Origin of the sequence: Pseudomonas tructae (genome assembly GCF_004214895.1) — a bacterium.
GTDB classification, from domain to species: domain Bacteria; phylum Pseudomonadota; class Gammaproteobacteria; order Pseudomonadales; family Pseudomonadaceae; genus Aquipseudomonas; species Aquipseudomonas tructae.
This window is the reverse complement of sequence record NZ_CP035952.1, coordinates 4,465,374-4,484,425: the sequence shown is the minus strand read 5'-3', so window position 1 is coordinate 4,484,425 and position 19,052 is coordinate 4,465,374. Positions and strand designations below refer to the sequence as shown.

Here is a 19,052-nt window from a genome sequence, read left to right as displayed (position 1 = left end):
CCACAGCGCGGGCACATGAAAACTGACCGGTGCGGATAGCGAGAGTTTTAGATCAATCGGTTATAAGTGCTTAACCTTGCTTGCCCTTGCCGCGAATCAACTCACGCAACATAAAACGATTCGGATGGCAGGCCTCGGCGACGGCGCGGGGCACTGGCAGCGGTGCGTTGTCGGCCCAGGCGGCGATCATTTCGCCTGACAGTGGCGCGGTGATCAGCCCGCGTGAGCCATGGCCGCTGTTGACGAACAGGCCGTCAAGCCAGGGGCAGGGCGTATCGGGGATCTGCCGGGCATCCCGGGCCAGCACGGCGTAGTCCTGGTTGAACTGGGCCTGGTCGGCCAGTGGGCCGACAATCGGCAGGTAGTCGGGGCTGGTGCAGCGAAACGCGGCGCGGCCCTGCAGCTCGTGGGGGTCAAGGCTGTGTGCGCCCAGGCGCTCGGCCAGGTCGCTGGAAATCTCTTCGAGCAGGCCAAGGTTGCCCACGTGCTCACCGGTGGTGGGCGTCAGGTCGGTACTGTGGAAGTCGAAACTGGCACCCAGGGTGTGCGCACCATTGCGCGGCGGCGCCACGTAGCCATCGGCGCAGACCACGGTGGCCAGGGACTGGCTGCGTGTGGTGACCGGCAGGCGGGTGATCTGCCCGCGAATGCGCTTGAGTGGCAGGGCCGCGCAAGGCTCGAAACGCTGGATCTCGGCGGCGGTGGCCAACACCACCAGCGGCGCACTGGCCAGCAGTTTGTCACTTTCCCAGGCCTGCCACAGGCCGTCGACCTTGCGCAATTGCAATACCTGATGGTGGGGTAGCAGGGTAATGTTCGGGTGTTGCAACTGCGCCTGGCACAGCGCCGGTGGATGCACCCAGCCCGCTTCGGGATAGAACAGCCCGCCACTGCCCAAGGCCACCCCTGCCAGTTGCTCGGCCTGCTCACGTTCAAGGCGTTGCAGCAATTGCGGATTGAAGGCTTCGGCCAGTTGTTGCTGGCGTTGCTCTTCTTTGGCGTCGAAGGCCAGTTGCAAAACCCCGCAGCCGTCCCAGTCCTGGCCACGTTGCAGGCTTTCGAGCAGCCGCCGGGTGTAGCCGAAGCCACTGAGGATCAAGCGCGACAATGCCGTGCCATGCGCCGACAGCTTGAGGTACAGCACCCCTTGCGGGTTGCCCGAAGCCTCGGCCGCCGCTGTGGCGTGACGCTCCAGCACCTTCACCTGCCAACCCCGTGCGGCGAGGCTGGCGGCGCTCGCGCAACCGGCCAGGCCAGCGCCGATCACCAGGGCCTGGCGCGGCCCGTTTGGCGCGGGCGGGCGGGCAAACCACGGGGCGCTCGCGGGTGGCTGCGGTTGTTCGGGTGGCCAGCCGTTGAAGGTGCCGCGCAGGACTTCCCATTTCTTGCCGATGCCGGGAATGCGCTTCATGGTAAAGCCCACAGCGATCAGGCCACGGCGTACCCAGCCGGTGCTGGTGAAGGTGCCGAGGGTGGCGCCGGGCGCCGACAGCCGGCCGATCTGGGCGAACAGTTCCGGGGTCCACATTTCCGGGTTCTTGGCCGGGGCAAAGCCGTCGAGGAACCAGGCATCGACCTGTGCGTCGAGCTGCGGCAACTGCTCCAGCACGTCTCCGATCATCAGGGTCAGGCGCACTCGGCCCTGTTCAAACACGAATGGCTGGAAGCCCGCGTGCACTGCCACGTACTGGGTCAGCAACGGGTGGCTGAACGGTGCCAGCGTTGGCCACAGGGCCAGGGCGCGGCTGAGGTCGGCGCGGGTCAGGGGGAATTTTTCCACGCTGATGAAATGCAAGCGAGCATCCGCCGGGGCACACTCGGCAAACAGCTGCCAGGCACAGAAGAAGTTCAAGCCGGTGCCGAAGCCGGTTTCGCCGATCACCAGGCACTGGCCCGGTTGCAGCGCACTGAAACGCTGGCGCAGGTCGTTCTGGTCGATGAACACGTGACGGGTTTCCTCCAGGCTCTGCTCCTTGGAGAAATAGATGTCGTCGTATTGGCGCGAGTGGGGGCGGCCCTGCTCATCCCAGTCGATCTGGGCGTATTGGGTTGCTTCGGTCATGTTCGGCTCAGCTCAGGCAAGACGGCTATTTTAGCTGATCAGCGCAAGGCTGTTTGACCTGTGGCAGGCTTTGTTTTGTGCCGACAAAGGTTTCGACAATCCGCTAGTCTTGCTTATCCATGTAGGGAGCCTGGTATGTTCGAATCCGCTGAAATTGGTCACGCCATCGACAAAGACACCTATGACGCCGAGGTCCCGGCGCTGCGTGAAGCGCTGCTCGAAGCCCAGTTCGAGCTCAAGCAGCAGGCGCGATTCCCGGTGATTGTGCTGATCAACGGCATTGAAGGCGCCGGCAAGGGCGAGACGGTCAAGCTGCTCAATGAATGGATGGACCCGCGCCTGATCGAGGTGCGCACCTTCGACCAGCAGACTGACGAAGAGCTCGCCCGTCCACCGGCCTGGCGTTACTGGCGGGCGTTGCCGGCCAAGGGGCGGATGGGCGTGTTTTTCGGCAACTGGTACAGCCAGATGCTCCAGGGGCGGGTGCATGGCCAGTTCAAGGACGCCGTGCTCGACCAGGCCATCCGTGGTGCCGAACGCCTGGAGGAGATGCTCTGCGATGAAGGCGCGCTGATTTTCAAGTTCTGGTTTCACCTGTCCAAGAAGCAGATGAAGGCCCGCCTCAAGGCGCTCAAGGATGACCCGTTGCACAGCTGGCGGATCAGCCCGCTGGACTGGCAGCAGTCCGAGACCTACGACCGCTTTGTGCGTTTTGGTGAGCGCGTGCTGCGCCAGACCAGCCGTGACTACGCACCCTGGCATGTGATCGAAGGCGTCGATCCGCATTACCGCAGCCTGGCCGTGGGCAAGATTCTGCTCGAAGGCTTGCAGGCCGCCCTCAAGGCCAATCATGCGCCGATCCATCAGGCCAACATTGCCCCGCTGGGCGAAAGCATCGACCAGCGCAGCCTGCTCGGCAGCCTCGATCTGAGCTTGCGCCTGGACAAAGACGACTATCAGGAACAACTGATTACCGAACAGGCACGCCTGGCCGGTCTGCTGCGTGACAAGCGCATGCGTCGGCATGCGCTGATTGCGGTGTTCGAGGGCAACGACGCGGCAGGCAAGGGCGGTGCCATTCGCCGCGTGGCGGCGGCGCTCGACCCGCGTCAGTACCGCATCGTGCCGATAGCCGCACCTACTGAGGAGGAGCGCGCGCAGCCTTACCTGTGGCGCTTCTGGCGGCACATTCCGGCGCGCGGCAAGTTCACCGTGTTCGACCGCTCCTGGTATGGCCGGGTGCTGGTCGAGCGGGTCGAAGGCTTTTGCAGCCGCGCGGACTGGATGCGCGCCTACGGTGAGATCAACGATTTTGAAGAGCAATTGAGCAACGCCGGCGTCGTGGTGGTGAAGTTCTGGTTGTCGATCGACGAGCAGACCCAGCTCGAACGCTTCCAGGAGCGGGAACAGATCCCGTTCAAGCGCTTCAAGATCACCGAGGAGGATTGGCGCAACCGCGAAAAATGGGGGCAGTACGCCGAAGCGGTGGGCGACATGGTCGATCGCACCAGCACCGAAATCGCGCCCTGGACCCTGGTCGAGGCCAATGACAAGCGCTGGGCGCGGGTCAAGGTGTTGCGCACCGTTAATGAGGCCCTGGAGACGGCGTTCAAGAAGCACAAGAAATAGCCAATCGCGGGGTAGAAGCGGGCTTGCCCCGCGATCCATACGAACTGAAGGAATGAAGTACTGAATTCTTTTCCGCATTCTTGCCTGTTTCCCCACCAGAGCACCCCGTAGAATCCAGTTCTCCCCCACCCAAGGGCTGTCGAGGCTGGTTATGCATATTTCTTCCGGACGCTGGCTTTACGGCCTGTGCTTGTCACTGCTGACTGCCTTGCTCTGGGGCATCCTGCCGATCAAACTCAAGCAGGTGCTGCAGGTGATGGACCCGATCACCGTGACCTGGTTTCGCCTGCTGGTGTCCGGTGGCTTGCTGCTGGCCTGGTTGGCGGCGAGCAAGCGTCTGCCTTCGTTCAAACCACTCGGGCGCAAGGGTTGGGGCCTGGTGCTGCTGGCCACCTGCGGCCTGGTCGGCAACTATGTGCTGTACCTGGTCGGGCTCAAGTTGCTCAGCCCCGGTACGGCGCAACTGGTGGTGCAGATGGGGCCGGTGTTGTTGCTGGTGGCCAGTGTGTTCCTGTTCAAGGAGCGCTTCAGCCTGGGGCAGGGCATGGGCCTGGTGATATTGCTGATCGGCTTCGGCCTGTTCTTCAATCAACGTCTTGAGGAGTTGCTGACTTCTTTGAGCATCTACACCACGGGCGTGCTGACCATCCTGCTGGCCACCACCATCTGGGTGTTCTATGCCCTGAGCCAGAAGCAGCTGCTGACGGTGTGGAATTCGATGCAGGTGATGATGGTCATCTATCTGTGCTGCGCGGTGCTGCTGACGCCCTGGGTGCATCCGCTCCAGGCGCTGGCACTGAGCCCATTACAAGGCTGGCTGCTGCTGGCGTGCTGCCTGAACACCCTGGTGGCCTACGGTGCCTTTGCCGAGGCACTGGCGCACTGGGAAGCGTCCCGGGTCAGCGCGACTCTGGCGGTGACGCCGCTGATCACCTTCGTCGCTGTGGCCCTGGCGGCCTGGTTCTGGCCGGACTATGTGCACGCCGAGCAGATCAACACCTTGGGCTATATCGGAGCCCTGGTGGTGGTGCTGGGGTCGGCGCTGACCGCCCTGGGCCCGTCGATCGTGGCCGGCTGGCGGGCCAGGCGCGTACGCCTGGCCCGTTGACTCAGCCTTTGGCGCCCGGTTCGAGCATTTTTTCCGGGCGCACCCACTGGTCGAACTGCTCGTTGCTCAGGTAGCCCAGGCTCAAGGCCGCCTCGCGCAGGGTAGTGCCTTCGCTGTAGGCCTTCTTGGCGATTTCTGCGGCCTTGTCGTAGCCGATATGCGGGTTGAGCGCAGTCACCAGCATCAGCCCGCGCTCCAGGTGCGCAGCCATCTGCTCGGTATCCGCTTCCAGGCCGGCAATGCAGTGCTGCTGGAAGTTGCTACAACCATCGGCCAGCAGTTCGATGGACTGCAGCAGGTTGTGGATGATCACCGGCTTGAACACATTCAACTGCAAATGCCCTTGGCTGGCGGCAAAACCGATCGTGGTGTCATTGCCCAGCACTTGGCAGGCCAGCATCGACAGGGCCTCGCACTGGGTCGGATTGACCTTGCCAGGCATGATCGAGCTGCCTGGCTCGTTTGCCGGCAGGCGCACCTCGGCAATGCCGCCACGGGGCCCGGAGCCAAGCAGGCGCAGGTCGTTGGCCAGTTTCATCAAGGCCACGGCCAGGGTTTTCAGGCCGCCGGCGAGGGTGGTCAGCGGTTCATGACCGGCCAGAGCGGCGAACTTGTTGGGCGCGGTAACGAACGGCAGGCCGCAGAGGGCGGCCAGCTCGGCGGCAATGGCTTCGGCAAAACCGTGCGGGGCGTTCAGCCCCGTGCCTACTGCGGTGCCGCCCTGGGCCAGTTCGCAGACTGCTGGCAGGGCCGAACGTATGGCGCGCTGGGCGTAGTCGAGCTGGGCAACGTAGGCCGAAAGTTCCTGGCCGAAGGTGATCGGCGTGGCGTCCATCATATGGGTACGGCCGGTTTTCACCAGGTGCTGATGACGCACCGCCAGCTCCGCCAGCCCTGCCGACAGCTCGCTGATCGCCGGCAGCAGCGTGTGCTGCACCGCCTGGGCGGCGGCAATGTGCATGGCGGTAGGGAAGCAGTCATTGGAGCTTTGCGAGCGGTTGACGTGATCGTTGGGGTGTACTGGCGCCTTGCCGCCACGGCCCTTGCCCGCCAGTTCGTTGGCACGACCGGCGATCACCTCGTTGACGTTCATGTTGCTCTGGGTGCCACTGCCGGTTTGCCAGACGACGAGTGGAAACTGGTCGTCAAGCTGGCCGTCGAGCACTTCGTCAGCGGCCTGTTCGATCAAGCGGGCGATGTCCGCCGCAAGGTCTCCGTTGCGGCTGTTGACCCGGGCAGCGGCTTTCTTGATCAGTGCCAGGGCATGCAAAACGGCCAGTGGCATACGCTGCTTGCCGATGGCAAAGTTGATCAGCGAGCGCTGCGTCTGGGCTCCCCAGTAGGCATCGTCAGGAACTTCGACCGGCCCGAGGCTGTCAGTTTCGATACGGCTCATGCTGCGCTCACTCCCTTGTGGTCTGAATTCGCAGTTTAGGTCCTTATTTGGCGTAGCGGTTCCATTGCGCGTCGACCCACTTGAGCACTGTGCCACTGTCGGCGCAGAATGCTCTATTCTGGGGTACTACCTCTTCTGTCTATTGAAGGAATTCCGATGACCCGTCTTCGCGCCCTCTGCACTGCTGTAGCGCTGGTCTGCGCCAGCGGCCAGGTGCTTGCAGATACCGCCAGCCACAACGCCAGTGCTGAAAAATTCCTCATGATGGCGCATGCCGACAAGCTCGGTACTCCGGTCTACATGCAGGTGCAACAGATGTTCGCCCAGCGTTTCGAGCAGACCAAGGCCCCGGCCTCGAAGAAATCCGTGCTCGACAGCTATCAGGCCAAGGCCAACGCTGCCCTTGACCAGGCCATCGGCTGGAACAAGCTCAAGCCGGACATGGTCAAGCTCTACACCACTACCTTCACTGAAAGCGAGTTGAAGGACCTGGTCGCGTTCTACCAGTCGCCTCTGGGCAAGAAAGTCCTGGAGAAGATGCCGCAAGTGACCCAGCAATCGGCCCAGCTCACCCAGCAGAAACTGGAAAGCGCGGTACCGGTGGTCAACAAGCTGCTGGCTGACATGACCAAGGAACTCGATCCGAATGCCGGCAAGGCCGCGCCGGCCAAGAAGTAACTCGCGGAGCCTGATATGACCATGCAGCAAAAGATCGAGCAGAGCCTGCAGGCGCTGGCGCCAAAGCACCTGCAGGTGCTCGATGAAAGCCACATGCACAGCCGTGGCCAGCAGACCCACTACAAGGCGGTGCTGGTGAGCGAGCAGTTCGAGGGGCTCAATAGCGTCAAGCGTCACCAAAAGGTCTACGCCACCCTGGGTGAGCTGATGGGCCAGTTCCACGCCCTGGCGCTGCACACCTACACGCCGCAGGAATGGCAGGCAATCGGCGTAGCGCCGGCATCACCGACCTGCGCCGGTGGTAGCAAGCACTGATTTCCTTGTCAGGTTTTTGCTAGAATGACTAACGCGCCGCTTGTCGGCGCGTTTTTATTTGGCATCCGGTCCGCCCTTTGCGAGGGTGACCACCTGGAGAAGTTTCTGCATGTCCCACACTATCGTCGTTGCGGCGCTGTACAAATTCGTCACCCTCAAAGATTACGTCGAGCTGCGCGAGCCGCTGCTCGAGAGCATGATGGCCAACGGCATCAAGGGCACTTTGTTGCTGGCCGAGGAAGGTATCAACGGCACGGTTTCCGGTACCCGTGAAGGTATCGACGGCCTGCTGGCCTGGCTGCGCAGCGATGCGCGCCTGGTCGATGTCGACCACAAGGAATCCTACTGCGATGAACAGCCGTTCTACCGCACCAAGGTCAAGCTCAAGAAAGAGATTGTCACCCTCGGCGTACCGGGCGTGGACCCGAACTACAAAGTCGGTACCTACGTCGAGCCCCAGGACTGGAACGCGCTGATCAGCGACCCTGAAGTGCTGCTGATCGATACCCGCAACGACTACGAAGTGGCGATCGGTACCTTCGAAGGCGCGATCGACCCCAAGACCACCACCTTCCGTGAGTTCCCCGAGTACATCAAGGCCAACTTCGATCCGGCCAAGCACAAGAAGGTGGCGATGTTCTGCACCGGCGGCATTCGCTGCGAGAAAGCCTCCAGCTATATGCTCGGCGAGGGTTTCGAAGAGGTCTATCATCTAAAGGGCGGGATCCTCAAATACCTCGAAGAGGTACCCCAGGATGAAAGCCGCTGGGAGGGTGACTGCTTTGTGTTCGACAACCGGGTCACCGTGCGTCACGACCTGAGCGAAGGTGACTACGACCAGTGTCATGCCTGCCGCACCCCGATCAGCGTGGAGGAGCGTGCGTCCGAGCACTATTCGCCAGGCATCAGCTGCCCGCATTGCTGGGACAGCCTGAGCGAAAAGACCCGGCGCAGTGCCATTGACCGGCAGAAGCAGATCGAGCTGGCCAAGGCGCGCAATCAGCCTCACCCGATCGGTCACAACTACCGCAAAGTTGCCGAGGCCTGATTGATGTCCGCACGCCTGCTGTATGTGATGGACCCGATGTGCTCCTGGTGCTGGGGTTTTGCCCCGGTCGCCGAAGCCTTGATCGCCCAGGCGCAGGCGGCAGGTGTGCCGACCCAGGTGGTGCTGGGTGGCCTGCGCTCGGGCAGCCGGGCACTGGATGCCGCGACCCGTGGCTATATCCTCGATCACTGGCAGGCGGTGCACGAGGCCACCGGGCAGACGTTCCGGTTCGAGGGTGCGCTGCCGGACGGTTTTGTTTACGACACCGAGCCTGCCTGTCGGGCCCTGGTCACCGCCCGCAGCCTTGACCCGCAGCATGTCGGTGCCTTGCTCAAGCTGATCCAGCAAGCCTTCTACCAGCGTGGCGAAGACGTTACCCGTGCACCGTTGCTGGTGGAGCTGGCTGAACAGGCCGGTTACGAACGCGCAGCCTTTGCCGATGCCTTCACCCGCGCCGAACAACGTTCGGCCACGGCGGCCGACTTCTCCTGGGTCCAGGACCTGGGCATCGCCGGCTTCCCGACCCTGCTGGCCGAGCGCAATGGCCAGCTGGCCTTGCTGACCAACGGCTACCAGGCCCTCGACGCCCTCGAACCACTGCTCGGCCGCTGGCTCAAGCAGGCTGCCTGTGCTTGACCTGCCGGGTTCACCCGACCCGGTACCAGGGCCAGGTCCTGTGCAAGCTGATCGCTTGAGCTGGGCAGAAATCCGCCGCCTGGCCCTGCGTCATAAAAAAGCGCTGTGGATCGCCAATGGTGTGGCCGTGCTGGCGGCGTTGTGCAGCGTGCCGATTCCCTTGCTGCTGCCGTTGCTGGTCGATGAAGTGCTGCTGGGCCATGGCGATGCGGCGCTGAAGTGGATGAACCAGTTCCTCCCCGGCAGTTGGCAGGTTGCCGCCGGCTACATCGGCCTGATGCTGGCATTCACCTTGACCCTGCGTTGCGCAGCCCTGGCGTTCAACGTTGTGCAGGCCAAGCTGTTCGCGGGGCTGGCCAAGGATATCGTCTATCGCTTGCGCATCCGTCTGATCGAGCGGCTCAAACGCATCTCCCTCAGCGAATACGAAAGCCTGGGTAGCGGTACCGTGACCACTCACCTGGTCACCGACCTGGACACCCTCGACAAGTTCGTTGGCGAAACCCTCAGCCGCTTTCTGGTGGCCATGCTGACCCTGACCGGCACCGCTGCCATCCTGATGTGGATGCACTGGCAACTGGCGCTGCTGATTCTGCTGTTCAACCCGCTGGTGATTTTTGCCACAGTGCAACTGGGCAAGCGGGTCAAGCACTTGAAAAAGCTGGAGAACGACAGCACGTCGCGCTTCACCCAGGCGCTGACCGAAACCCTGGATGCGATCCAGGAGATCCGCGCCAGTAATCGCCAGGGCTATTTCCTCGGCCGCCTTGGCCTGCGTGCCCAGGAAGTGCGCAACTATGCGGTCGCCTCACAATGGAAAAGCGATGCCAGTGGGCGTGCCAGTGGCTTGCTGTTCCAGTTCGGCATCGATATTTTCCGCGCCGCGGCGATGCTTACGGTGCTGTTCTCGGATTTGTCGATCGGGCAGATGCTCGCAGTGTTCAGCTACCTGTGGTTCATGATCGGCCCGGTCGAGCAACTGCTCAACCTGCAGTACGCCTATTACGCTGCCGGCGGCGCCCTGAGCCGGCTCAACGAGCTGCTGGCGCGTGCCGACGAGCCGCAATATGCCGGCGGTATCGACCCGTTCAAGGGCCGCGACACCGTGGGCCTGGAAGTGCAGGGCCTGCGCTTTGCCTATAGCGATGAGCCGGTGCTCGATCAGCTCAACCTGTCGATCGCCCCGGGTGAGAAGGTGGCGATCGTCGGTGCCAGCGGCGGTGGCAAGAGCACCCTGGTGCAACTGCTGCTGGGCTTGTACAGCGCCCAGGCCGGGACCATCCGTTTTGGTGGCTCGACCCTGCAGGAAATCGGCCTGGAAACCCTGCGTGAGCACGTCGCGGTGGTACTGCAGCATCCGTCACTGTTCAATGACACCGTGCGTGCCAACCTGACCATGGGCCGTGACTGCAGTGATGAGGCCTGCTGGCAGGCGCTGGCCATCGCCCAGCTCGACACCACCATTGCGGCCTTGCCGCAAGGCCTGGACAGCGTGGTTGGCCGCTCCGGGGTGCGTTTGTCCGGTGGCCAGCGCCAGCGCCTGGCAATTGCGCGGATGGTGCTGGCCGAGCCCAAGGTGGTGATCCTCGACGAGGCCACCTCGGCGCTGGATGCGGCCACCGAATACAACCTGCACCAGGCCTTGAGCCGTTTTCTCAGCGCCCGAACCACCCTGATCATTGCCCACCGTCTGTCGGCGGTAAAGCAGGCGGACCGGGTGCTGGTGTTCGACGGCGGCCATGTTGCCGAGGACGGCGACCACCAACAATTGATCGCCGAAGGTGGCTTGTACGCCAAGTTGTACGGCCATTTGCAACAGAGTTAGGGCAAATTGCCGTGCAGGCGAGAAAAGCACTCCTGGTTTAGTGGCAAATAGCCTAGGCTGTGCTTTGGTAGGTGGGATTCATCCGGCTCTGTTGCAAGGGACCTCATGAAGCGAAAACGGACTCTCGAAGCGCCAAAGTTGTTGGGCATAATCTGGCCATTTGTTGCCGTGGTGCTGTTTCAGGCCTTGCTCGGGAGCATCAGCCTGTACGCGCTATCGGCCGTGCGTGGTTATGTGGCGGGGGAGAGTCTGTGGTCCAAGGGCCAGAAGGATGCCATCTATTACCTCAATCAGTACGCTGACAGCCGTGACGAGGCGATCTTTCAGAAGTATCGCAAGGCCATAGGCGTGCCTCAGGGCGGCCATGACCTGCGCGTGGCCCTCGACCTCGCCACCCCGGATATCGACGCTGCCCGCCGCGGCATTCTCCAGGGTGGCAACCATCCCGACGACGTGTCCAGTGTGATCTGGCTTTACCTGAACTTTCATCAGGTCAGCTATATGCAGAAAGCCATCGAGCTGTGGTCGGTCGGTGATGGGTTCCTGCGTCAGCTCGATGAAGTGGCCGAGCAAATGCACAGCGGATTTCGCGCAGGCCAGGCCGATGCCCGTAGTGTCGCCGGCTGGAAAGCGCAGATTGCGGCGATCAACGATGCCGTGACCCCAGCCGCGCGGGCCTTCAGTGATGCCTTGGGCGAAGGTTCGCGGATGTTGCTGCAGGTGCTGCTGGTCACCAACCTTGCCACCGCCTTGTTCCTGATTGCCCTGGCCTGGATGCGCTCGAGCAAGTTGCTGGCCCAGCGCCAGGCCTTTGCCAATGCCCTGGAAGTGGAGAAGGAGCGGGCGCAGATCACCCTTGAGTCGATCGGCGATGGCGTCATCACCACCGATGTCGAAGGCTGCATTGCCTACATGAACCCGGCTGCCGAACAGCTGACCCACTGGCATGCGGCCCAGGCCCAGGGCCTGCCCCTGGCCGCATTGTTCAGCCTGCTCGACGAAAATGCCGAAAAAGACAGCCTGACCTTGGTCGAGTGCGTGCTCGAAGGCGGCCTCAAAGGCGGCAGTGAACACACCAAGCTGATCCAGCGCCTGGACGGCAGTACAGTGTCGGTCACCCTGGTCGGGGCGCCGATCATCACCGAGGGCAAGGTCAGCGGCATCGTTCTGGTGCTGCACGACATGACCCAGGAGCGCCAGTACATCGCCAACCTGTCCTGGCAGGCGACCCATGATGCCCTCACCGGGCTGGCCAACCGCCGCGAGTTCGAGTACCGCCTGGAGCTTGCGCTCAATGCGATGGCGCGCAAGCCGGCGCGTCATTCCTTGATGTTTCTCGACCTGGACCAGTTCAAGCTGGTCAATGACACCTGTGGTCATGCCGCAGGGGATGAACTGCTGCGGCATATCTGCGCGGTATTGCAGGCCGGCCTGCGCGAAGGCGACACCCTGGCGCGGCTGGGAGGTGACGAATTCGGCATCCTGCTGGAGAACTGCCCTCAGGATCAGGCTGAGCGTATCGCCGAAAGCCTGCGCCAGGCGGTGCAGAGCCTGCACTTTGTGTGGAAGGGGCGGCCGTTCATGACCACCGTGAGCCTGGGCCTGGTGCATATCGCCCAAGGGCCGACGACCCTGGAAGCCTCGCTGCGGGCGGCCGACATGGCCTGCTACATGGCCAAGGAAAAGGGCCGCAACCGCGTGCAGGTGTATCACGCCGATGACAGCGAGCTGTCCATGCGTTTTGGCGAAATGGCCTGGATCCAGCGCCTGCATGTGGCCCTGGAAGAAAACCGCTTCTGCCTCTATGCCCAGGAAATCGCTGCCCTCGGCCCCCATGAGGGCGCCGGTCATATCGAGATCCTTCTGCGCCTGCATGATGAAAGTGGGCGGATCATCCTTCCGGACAGCTTCATTCCCGCCGCCGAGCGTTATGGCCTGATGACCGCGCTGGACCGCTGGGTGGTACGCAGTGTGTTCAAGGTCATTCGCCAATGCCTGGACGAGGAGCGCGAAGGCCCGTTGGCCATGTGTGCCATCAACCTGTCGGGCAGCAGTATCGGCGATGACAAGTTTCTCGAGTACTTGCAGCGACTGTTCAGCGAGTTTGCCATCCCGCCGCACATGATTTGTTTCGAAATCACTGAAACCAGCGCGATCGCCAACCTGGGCAGTGCCATTCGCTTTATCAACGAGCTCAAGGGCCTAGGTTGCCGGTTCTCGCTGGATGACTTCTGCGCCGGGATGTCGTCGTTCGCATATTTGAAGCATTTGCCTGTAGACTTCCTGAAAATCGACGGAAGTTTCGTCAAGGACATGCTCGATGACCCGATCAACCGGGCCATGGTCGAGGTGATCAATCACATCGGCCACGTGATGGGCAAGCGCACCATCGCCGAGTTCGTCGAAACTCCGTTGATCGAACAGGCCCTGCAGGAGATTGGCGTCGACTACGCCCAGGGATACCTGATCGAGCGGCCACAGGTGTTCACCTGTGACAGCTTGCAGCGCAAACGGATTGCTGCAAGGCCCCTGATGTTCAAGGCGCCGGGGACCTTTCGCTGAGATCCACCGATAATCACAAGGAACAAGGAGCTGACAGTGATTGACGCGTTTATTCGTACGGGCCCATTGATGGACCCCAGCAGTTACCCGCTTTGGGCCCAGCAGTTGATCAAGGACTGCAGCGAGAGCAAGCGTCGGGTGGTGGAGCATGAACTCTATCAACGCATGCGTGACGGCCGCCTCAGTGGCCGGACCATGCGCCAGTACCTGATCGGCGGCTGGCCGGTGGTCGAGCAGTTCTCCCTGTACATGGCCAAAAACCTCACCAAGACCCAATACGCCCGCCACCCTGGCGAGGACATGGCGCGTCGCTGGCTGATGCGCAATATCCGCGTCGAGCTCAATCATGCCGACTACTGGCTGTACTGGGCCCAGGCCCATGGTGTCAGCCTGGAAGACCTGCAAGCCCAGGACGTACCCAGTGAGCTCAATGCGCTGAGTGACTGGTGCTGGCATACCTGCGCCACCGATTCGCTGGTGGTGGCCGTTGCGGCCACCAACTACGCCATCGAAGGTGCAACCGGTGAGTGGTCGGCGGTGGTTTGCTCGACCGGCGTCTACGCCCAGGGCTTCCCGGAAGAGGGCCGCAAGCGCGCCATGAAGTGGCTGAAGATGCACGCGCAGTACGATGACGCGCATCCTTGGGAGGCGCTGGAGATTGTCTGTACCCTGGCCGGTAACAATCCGTCGGTGGCGTTGCAGAAAGAGTTGCGCCGGGCGATCTGCAAGAGCTACGACTACATGTTCCTGTTCCTCGAACGCTGCATCCAGCAAGAGCAGGAACAGCGCCAGCCCGCCCGGGCCCGGGCGGAACTGGCCGAGGGCTGAGCTTACTGGGCGTTGAACGCCTGGCCGTTGATGCCGGTGCTGTCTGGACCCATCAGGTACAGGTAGACCGGCATGATCTGCTCGGGTAGCGGGTTGTTTTCCGGGGTTTCCGCAGGGTAGGCCTGGGCGCGCATGCTGGTACGGGTGGCACCCGGGTTGACGCTGTTGGCGCGTACCGGCGCGACACCTTCAAGCTCGTCGGCGAGGGTCTGCATCAGGCCCTCGGTGGCGAACTTAGACACCCCATAGGCACCCCAGTAGGCTCGGCCTTTGCGCCCGACGCTGCTGGAGGTGAAGATCACCGAGCCATCCTGCGAGAGCTTGAGCAGCGGCAGCAGGGTGCTGGTGAGCATGAACATGGCATTGACGTTGACCTGCATCACGCGCATGAAGTTGTCGCCCGAGAGCTGCTCCAGCGGCGTGCGTGGGCCGATGATCGAGGCGTTGTGCAACAGGCCGTCGATATGGCCGAACTCGGCTTCGATCATTGCTGCCAGCTCGTCGTACTGGTGCGGCAGGGCGGTTTCCAGGTTGAACGGGATGACCGCAGGCTTGGGGTGGCCGGCTGCTTCGATCTCGTCGTAGACCTGGCTCAGGTTGGCTTCGGTCTTGCCCAGCAGCAAGACGGTGGCGCCATGGGCGGCATAGCTCTTGGCCGCAGCCGCACCGATGCCACGACCGGCGCCGGTGACCAGGATGGTCCGGCCTTTGAGCAGGTCGGGGCGGGCAGCGTAATCGAACATGGGGTTACCTCTTGAATGTGTTGACTTATCGCGGGGCAAGCCCGCTCCTACAGGGTGGGTATGGTCACTGTGGGAGCGGGCTTGCCCCGCGATCCTTGTCTGAAATCAGCAGCCGCAAAGCGCGTTATCGAGCACCTTGCGCAGCTCCAGCGGATGATCGACCACCACATCCGCGCCCCAGTTGTTGGGGTTGTCGTCAGGGTGAATATAGCCGTAGCGCACCGCCGCAGTACGGGTGCCGGCATCGCGGCCCGACTCGATGTCGCGCAGGTCGTCGCCGACGAACAGCACGCTGGCCGGGTCCAGGTTGAGGGTCTTGCAGGCAAGGATCAGCGGTTCGGGGTCCGGCTTGCTGTTCTTCACATGGTCCGGGCAGATCAACAGCGCCGAACGCTCGCTCAGGCCCAGCTGCTGCATGATCGGCTCGGCAAAGCGCACCGGTTTGTTGGTGACTACGCCCCAGATCAAATTGCCTTTCTCGATGTCGGCCAGCAATTGGGCCATCCCATCGTAGAGTTTGCTGTGCACCGCGCAACCTTGCTGGTAGCGCTCGAGAAACTCCAGGCGCAGGGCCTCGAAGCCTTCGGCGTCCGGGTCGAGGTTGAAGGTCGCCGACACCATGGCCTTGGCCCCGCCCGAGACCACGTCGCGGATTTTTTGTGCGTCGATGGCCGGCAGGCCGCGCTCGGTGAGCATGGCCTGGCAGATGGCGATGAAGTCCGGCGCCGTGTCGAGCAGGGTGCCGTCCATGTCGAAAAGTACCGCTCGCAAACGCATGCTCATTCCTCGCGCAGGGTCTGGATCATGTAGTTGACGTCAACGTCGTTGGCCAGCTTGTAGTGCTTGGTCAGCGGGTTGTAGGTCAGGCCGATGATGTCCTTGACGCTCAGGCCGGCATCGCGGCTCCAGGCGCCGAGCTCGGACGGGCGGATGAATTTCTTGAAGTCGTGGGTGCCGCGCGGCAGCAGCTTCATGATGTATTCGGCGCCGATGATGGCGAACAGGTAGGCCTTGGGGTTGCGGTTGATGGTCGAGAAGAACACCTGGCCGCCGGGCTTGACCATGCGAAAACACGCGCGGATCACCGAGGAGGGGTCTGGTACGTGCTCAAGCATCTCAAGGCAGGTGACCACGTCGAACTGCTCGGGCATTTCTTCGGCCAGGGCCTCGGCGGTGATCTGCCGGTACTCGACGTTGACCCCGGATTCGAGTTGGTGCAACTGGGCCACGGCCAGCGGCGCCTCGCCCATGTCGATGCCGGTCACGGTGGCGCCGCGCTGGGCCATGGCCTCGCTGAGGATGCCGCCGCCGCAGCCGACGTCGAGGACCTTCTTGCCGGCCAGTTTGACGCGTTCGTCTATCCAGTTGACCCGCAGCGGGTTGATGTCGTGCAGTGGCTTGAACTCGCTCTCGCGGTCCCACCAGCGGTGAGCCAGGGCTTCGAACTTGGCGATTTCGGCGTGGTCGACGTTGCTCATGGAACAGTCCTCTGAAACTTGGATAATTTGCTCTTGCCCGCCAGCACTGGCTGCCGGGCGCTTATTCGTTGCGCTCGCCGATCCGCTGGCCCCAGGCGCAGGCGGTGGCGTGCAGGGCTTGTTCGTCCAGGCGGGTCAGGCGCCGGTCGTCAAGCAGTGGCTTGCCGGCGACCCAGACGTGCTTCACGCAGTCCCGGCCGCTGGCGTAGATCAATTGCGAAACCGGGTCGTACACCGGTTGCTGGGCCAGGCCGGACAGGTCGAAGGCGACCAGGTCGGCGGCCTTGCCGATTTCCAGTGAGCCGGTAATCGCTTCCAGGCCCAGGGCCCGAGCGCCGTTGAGGGTTGCCATGCGCAGCGCCCGATGGGCATCCAGGGCGCTGGCCGAACCTGCGACGGCTTTGGCCAGCAGGGCCGCGGTGCGGGTTTCGCCGAGCAGGTCGAGGTCATTGTTGCTGGCCGCGCCATCGGTACCGACGGCAACGTTGACCCCGGCCTGCCACAAGCGCTCGACCGGGCAGAAACCGCTGGCCAGCTTGAGGTTGGACTCCGGGCAGTGCACCACACTGGTGTTGCTTTCTACCAGCAGGGCCAGGTCTTCGTCGCTGACCTGGGTCATGTGAACCGCCTGCAGGCGCGGGCCGAGCAGGCCGAGGCGGGCAAGCCGGGCCAGGGGGCGCTCGCCGCGGGTGCGCAGCGACTGCTCGACTTCGACGGCGGTTTCATGGATGTGCATGTGGATCGGTGCGTCCAGCTCTTCGGCGATGACGCGGATCTTTTCCAGGTTGGCGTCGCTGACCGTGTACGGTGCATGCGGGCCCAGGGCTACACTGATGCGAGGGTGGTGGCGCAGGTCGCCGAACAGCTCGATGCCCTGCTGCAGGGCTTCTTCGGTGCTGCGCGCGCCAGGGAACGGGAAGTCCAGCAGGGGCACGGCAATCTGCGCGCGGATGCCGCTGTGGTGCACGCGCTCGCTGGCCACCTTGGGGTAGAAGTACATGTCGCTGAAGCAGGTGATGCCGCCCTTGAGCTGCTCGGCGATGGCCAGGTCCGTACCGTCGCGCACGAAGTCTTCATCGACCCAGCGCCCTTCGGCTGGCCAGATGTGCTCTTGGAGCCAGGTCATCAGTGGCTGGTCATCGGCCAGGCCGCGGAACAGGGTCATTGCCGCATGGCCGTGGGCGTTGATCAGCCCCGGGCTGAGCAGGCAGCCCGGCAGTTCGCGGGTTTGGCTCGCGATGAAGGCCTGGGCCTGGCTGCGCGGGCCGATGAATACGATCTGCCCGTCGCGGATGCCCAGGGCATGCTCCTTCAATACCACCCCGGCAGGTTCGACCGGCACCAGCCAGGTAGGCAGGAGCAGCAGGTCGAGCGGCGTAGCGGGTTTGGGCATGACAGGTTTCCCTGGGCGACTGGCGGTGAAGGCGAAGTATACCCGAGCGTCCGCGCCTGGGGCTCGCTATAATCGTGCGCTTTTGATGTCCGAATGATGGAGTGAGGCATGCGCGATCGACTAATGGCCGCAGAGAAGGTGAAAGCCATTGATTGGCGCGATGGCACCCTTTATCTGCTTGACCAGCGCGCACTGCCGTCGACGCAGGTCTGGCTGGCCTGTAGCGATGCCGCTGCAGTAGCCGAGGCCATTCGCACGATGGCGGTACGCGGGGCGCCCGCCATCGGTATCAGCGCCGCCTATGGCCTGGCCCTGGCGATTCGCCAGCGCCTGGCTGTAGGGGGTGACTGGGAGATGGCCCTGGAAGAGGATTTCGAGCTGCTGGTGCATGCCCGACCGACCGGCGCCAACCTGTTCTGGGCCTTGAACCGCATGCGCGAGCGCCTGTTACGGCTCAAGGAGGGCGATGACGTGCTGGCCATCATGGAGGCCGAAGCCATGGCCATCCATGACAGCGACCGTGAAGCCAATCTGACCATGGCGCAGTTGGGCGTCGACCTGATCCGCAAGCACCAGGGCAACGAGCAGGCGGTGCTCACCCATGGCAATGCCGGGGCCTTGGCCACCGGCGGCTTCGGGACCGCCCTGGGGGTAGTGCGCGCCGCTTATCTGGAAGGCATGATCGAGCGGGTCTATGTCGATGAAACCCGCCCCTGGCTGCAGGGCTCGCGGCTGAGTGCCTGGGAATTGGCAGCCGAGGGCATCCCGGCCACAGTCACCGCCGACTCCGCTGCAGCCCACCTGATGAAAACCAAGGGCATCACCTGGGTGATCGTCGGCGCCGATCGCATCACTGCCAATGGCGATGTGGCGAGCAAGATCGGGACTTACCAGCTGGCGGTCAATGCCATGCACCATGGTGTGCGCTTCATGGTCGTGGCACCGAGCTCGAGCATCGACATGAATCTGGAGAGCGGCGAGGATATCCTGCTCGAAGAACGCGGCGCCAGCGAGCTGCTGGCGTTTGCTGGCCAGTCGCCGGATGCGCCTTTGGAGGCCTTCAACCCGGTGTTCGACGTAACCCCGGCGGATTTGATCGACGTGATCATCACCGAGAAAGGCATCGTCGAGCGCCCGGATACGGTGAAGATGGCGCAACTGATGTGCCGCAAGCGTTTGCATTGAGTGTTTGCCCCCGTCTGCGGCCTGCTGTGGCGGCTAACGGGCGTTATCGACGAGCAGTAGGGTAGTAGTGCCGCAGGCTACTCCCACCCTCTGGGCGATTGTGGTAACATCCGACGGTTTCCAAGGTCGCCTTAAGGGGCTGCCTTTACTGCGCAGATCCATGGCA

Annotated in this window: 16 protein-coding genes; 10 read left to right on the top strand and 6 right to left on the bottom strand. The window is 63.0% G+C overall.

Going from position 1 to position 19,052, the window contains the following annotated elements:
* Nucleotides 1-70: 70 nt before the first annotated feature.
* Nucleotides 71-2,062: a bifunctional tRNA (5-methylaminomethyl-2-thiouridine)(34)-methyltransferase MnmD/FAD-dependent 5-carboxymethylaminomethyl-2-thiouridine(34) oxidoreductase MnmC gene (mnmC, locus tag EXN22_RS20525; protein WP_130265785.1), complete on the bottom strand. Its 1,992-nt coding sequence runs from the start codon at nucleotides 2,060-2,062 to the stop codon at nucleotides 71-73.
* Nucleotides 2,063-2,197: 135 nt separating this feature from the next.
* Here mnmC and pap point away from each other — a divergent pair, with 135 nt between their 5' ends.
* Both pap and EXN22_RS20515 read left to right on the top strand, forming a co-directional pair.
* A complete protein-coding gene (pap, locus tag EXN22_RS20520; RefSeq protein ID WP_130265784.1) occupies nucleotides 2,198-3,691 on the top strand; it encodes a polyphosphate:AMP phosphotransferase in 1,494 nt (497 codons plus the stop codon).
* A 151-nt stretch (nucleotides 3,692-3,842) separates the two neighbouring features.
* Complete coding sequence (locus EXN22_RS20515) at nucleotides 3,843-4,799, top strand: DMT family transporter (RefSeq protein ID WP_130265783.1); 957 nt, start codon at nucleotides 3,843-3,845, stop codon at nucleotides 4,797-4,799.
* A gap of 1 nt (nucleotide 4,800) precedes the next feature.
* Here the strand turns inward: EXN22_RS20515 and EXN22_RS20510 are convergent, their stop codons facing one another.
* On the bottom strand, nucleotides 4,801-6,195 hold the full coding sequence (locus tag EXN22_RS20510; protein WP_130265782.1) for a class II fumarate hydratase: 1,395 nt from the start codon (nucleotides 6,193-6,195) through the stop codon (nucleotides 4,801-4,803).
* A gap of 156 nt (nucleotides 6,196-6,351) precedes the next feature.
* Here EXN22_RS20510 and EXN22_RS20505 point away from each other — a divergent pair, with 156 nt between their 5' ends.
* The 7 genes from EXN22_RS20505 (at nucleotide 6,352) to EXN22_RS20475 (ending at nucleotide 14,087) form a co-directional block, all read left to right on the top strand.
* Nucleotides 6,352-6,873 carry a DUF2059 domain-containing protein gene (locus EXN22_RS20505; RefSeq protein ID WP_130265781.1) on the top strand — a complete coding sequence of 174 codons (522 nt, stop codon included), beginning with the start codon at nucleotides 6,352-6,354 and terminating at the stop codon, nucleotides 6,871-6,873.
* Nucleotides 6,874-6,888: 15 nt separating this feature from the next.
* Nucleotides 6,889-7,188: a BolA family protein gene (locus tag EXN22_RS20500; RefSeq protein ID WP_130265780.1), complete on the top strand. Its 300-nt coding sequence runs from the start codon at nucleotides 6,889-6,891 to the stop codon at nucleotides 7,186-7,188.
* A gap of 109 nt (nucleotides 7,189-7,297) precedes the next feature.
* Nucleotides 7,298-8,236 carry an oxygen-dependent tRNA uridine(34) hydroxylase TrhO gene (trhO, locus tag EXN22_RS20495; protein WP_130265779.1) on the top strand — a complete coding sequence of 313 codons (939 nt, stop codon included), beginning with the start codon at nucleotides 7,298-7,300 and terminating at the stop codon, nucleotides 8,234-8,236.
* A gap of 3 nt (nucleotides 8,237-8,239) precedes the next feature.
* The gene (locus EXN22_RS20490) at nucleotides 8,240-8,872 is read left to right on the top strand and encodes a DsbA family protein (protein WP_130265778.1); all 633 of its coding nucleotides are present in this window, start codon (nucleotides 8,240-8,242) and stop codon (nucleotides 8,870-8,872) included.
* Nucleotides 8,865-10,697, top strand: coding sequence for an ABC transporter ATP-binding protein (locus tag EXN22_RS20485; RefSeq protein WP_130265777.1), 1,833 nt, complete (start codon nucleotides 8,865-8,867; stop codon nucleotides 10,695-10,697). The genes EXN22_RS20490 and EXN22_RS20485 overlap by 8 nt, the downstream gene beginning before the upstream one ends.
* 105 nt (nucleotides 10,698-10,802) lie before the next feature.
* Complete coding sequence (locus EXN22_RS20480) at nucleotides 10,803-13,259, top strand: EAL domain-containing protein (protein WP_130265776.1); 2,457 nt, start codon at nucleotides 10,803-10,805, stop codon at nucleotides 13,257-13,259.
* A gap of 69 nt (nucleotides 13,260-13,328) precedes the next feature.
* Nucleotides 13,329-14,087: a TenA family transcriptional regulator gene (locus tag EXN22_RS20475; protein WP_407691980.1), complete on the top strand. Its 759-nt coding sequence runs from the start codon at nucleotides 13,329-13,331 to the stop codon at nucleotides 14,085-14,087.
* Between the two features lie 2 nt (nucleotides 14,088-14,089).
* Here EXN22_RS20475 and EXN22_RS20470 read toward each other — a convergent pair whose 3' ends face one another.
* From EXN22_RS20470 to EXN22_RS20455, 4 genes are all read right to left on the bottom strand, one after another.
* Nucleotides 14,090-14,830: a YciK family oxidoreductase gene (locus EXN22_RS20470; protein ID WP_130265774.1), complete on the bottom strand. Its 741-nt coding sequence runs from the start codon at nucleotides 14,828-14,830 to the stop codon at nucleotides 14,090-14,092.
* 105 nt (nucleotides 14,831-14,935) lie between these two features.
* Nucleotides 14,936-15,607, bottom strand: coding sequence for an N-acetylmuramic acid 6-phosphate phosphatase MupP (gene mupP / locus EXN22_RS20465; protein WP_130265773.1), 672 nt, complete (start codon nucleotides 15,605-15,607; stop codon nucleotides 14,936-14,938).
* A 2-nt stretch (nucleotides 15,608-15,609) separates the two neighbouring features.
* A complete protein-coding gene (gene ubiG, locus EXN22_RS20460) occupies nucleotides 15,610-16,308 on the bottom strand; it encodes a bifunctional 2-polyprenyl-6-hydroxyphenol methylase/3-demethylubiquinol 3-O-methyltransferase UbiG (protein ID WP_130265772.1) in 699 nt (232 codons plus the stop codon).
* 61 nt (nucleotides 16,309-16,369) lie between these two features.
* The gene (locus tag EXN22_RS20455) at nucleotides 16,370-17,701 is read right to left on the bottom strand and encodes a TRZ/ATZ family hydrolase (RefSeq protein ID WP_130265771.1); all 1,332 of its coding nucleotides are present in this window, start codon (nucleotides 17,699-17,701) and stop codon (nucleotides 16,370-16,372) included.
* Between the two features lie 108 nt (nucleotides 17,702-17,809).
* On the opposite strand from EXN22_RS20455, the gene mtnA reads away from it, so the two are divergent.
* A complete protein-coding gene (gene mtnA / locus EXN22_RS20450) occupies nucleotides 17,810-18,886 on the top strand; it encodes an S-methyl-5-thioribose-1-phosphate isomerase (RefSeq protein WP_130265770.1) in 1,077 nt (358 codons plus the stop codon).
* The last annotated feature ends 166 nt before the right edge of the window (nucleotides 18,887-19,052 follow it).